Here is a 1,559-nt window from a genome sequence, read left to right as displayed (position 1 = left end):
GGCTCTTCTCGACTTTGTGTGATAATTTTTGCTTATGGAATCGTGAAATGCTTATCGGGCAAGACTTTTAGGGCTATTTTGCGGATATTCTATCAGTATAGACCTCGTTTCCACACAGAAACCAGAAGAGCCCTATTTTTGCAGGAGGTCTAAGCTCGTGCGCTCGTTGTTAAAGGCCAAGTTACTCCAATTACTCAAAATTTTATGAAGCATTTGAGTAAACACCTAACTTGATCGATGACAATGGCTCTATCCCGTTCTAGCTGTCAATAATTATGCAAAGTCTTTTTCAACGTTCCCTAACTGAGACCAATTCTGGGGAAGAAGATACCCGTAGTCGTATTCTACAGGCCGCTTTACGTTTATTTGCCGCTAAGGGTTATGAAGGAACCACGACCAAAGACCTAGCAGGAAAAGCAAATGTGGCAGAAGGAACTTTATTTCGTTATTTTCCCAACAAAAAGGCGATTTTAATCGAAGTGGCCACTAGGGGATGGGTGGATATTCTCACCGACTTGCTGACGGAATTGAGCGAAATGGGCAGTTATAAAGCGGTAGCGCAGGTGATGCGACGTAGGGTGTTGAGAATGCGAGAAAATAGCGATTTATTGCGAGTTTGTTTTATAGAGGCACAATTTCACCCCGAATTAAAAGAGCGGATTCAATCGGAGGTAATTGCTAAAATGACCGATGTGGCCGAGGCTTTTTTTCAAACAGCGATCGATCGTGGTATCTATCGTCCCATGAATCCGAAAATTGTGGCCCAGGTTTTTCTAGGAATGTTTGCAATTGCTGGTTTTTCCAGTGAAACTATTTTAGATAGCAATGCTTCCCCCTTAGCTTTACAAGAAATGGCCGAAGGTATTGCCGAAATTTTTCTGAATGGAGTGTTAGTTAAGTAGTCGTGCAAAATTAATTTCCTAGTCGAGACTCCGAGACTCCGAGACAGCTAATCTAAGGATAGGCGGTTAAAATCCGTTTTAGCTTACTTAAGTAGCTGGTTATAATTAAATTAAAATGGATTTTAGGTTCGATCCCCCCTGCCCCCCTTATTAAGCTATCCATTAGTCACATCTTTCTTAACATAAAATTTGACAAAAAGAGAAAAGTGTGCAAGATGGCTCAAGGGGGTTCTATGGGGGGGACCAATTTGATGAGATAGTTTCCAAGTCTGGCTGATATCATGTTACCTTCCCAGTCCCAACCAAATAGTTTTAACACCTGGTTCACCGTCGCCTTTTCTACCTAAAAACCCCCCAAGAGAAGCAATCATTCTGACCGCTTCTGGCCAAGGAGGGCGGCTTTTCAGGTGGCGGACCATGTTTATGAATAGTGGCACACAAAGATGGCCATTCATGTTCTTCCAAAAAACTTTCACAACTCTCCTCTCCGTGTAAGCGTGCTTGATAGGTTAACCAGAGTAATCTCCAAGCTACAATTGAATAGGTAGCTAAAGCCATCTCAATTCTCCGACCCGTTTCTAATTGCAGTTTTTCTAATCCACAACCACTTTTTAAAACAAAATGATAGCGTTCTATCAACCAGCGATAACTATACCA

The 1,559-nt window shown here is 42.0% G+C and carries 1 protein-coding gene and 1 pseudogene; one reads left to right on the top strand and one right to left on the bottom strand.

Features of this window, described 5'->3' with window-relative positions; all coding sequences use genetic code 11:
* Window positions 1-275 precede the first annotated feature (275 nt).
* Window positions 276-902, top strand: a complete 627-nt coding sequence (locus O9324_RS15120) for a TetR/AcrR family transcriptional regulator (RefSeq protein ID WP_002747032.1) — start codon at window positions 276-278, stop codon at window positions 900-902.
* Window positions 903-1,057: 155 nt separating this feature from the next.
* Here the strand turns inward: O9324_RS15120 and O9324_RS15115 are convergent.
* Window positions 1,058-1,559, bottom strand: a pseudogene (locus O9324_RS15115) (IS4 family transposase); the annotation flags it as partial.

Source organism: Microcystis sp. LE19-84.1B (genome assembly GCF_027531875.1).
GTDB classification, from domain to species: domain Bacteria; phylum Cyanobacteriota; class Cyanobacteriia; order Cyanobacteriales; family Microcystaceae; genus Microcystis; species Microcystis panniformis.
The sequence above is the reverse complement of the archived record's forward strand: the minus strand, read 5'-3'. Positions and strand labels throughout refer to the sequence as shown.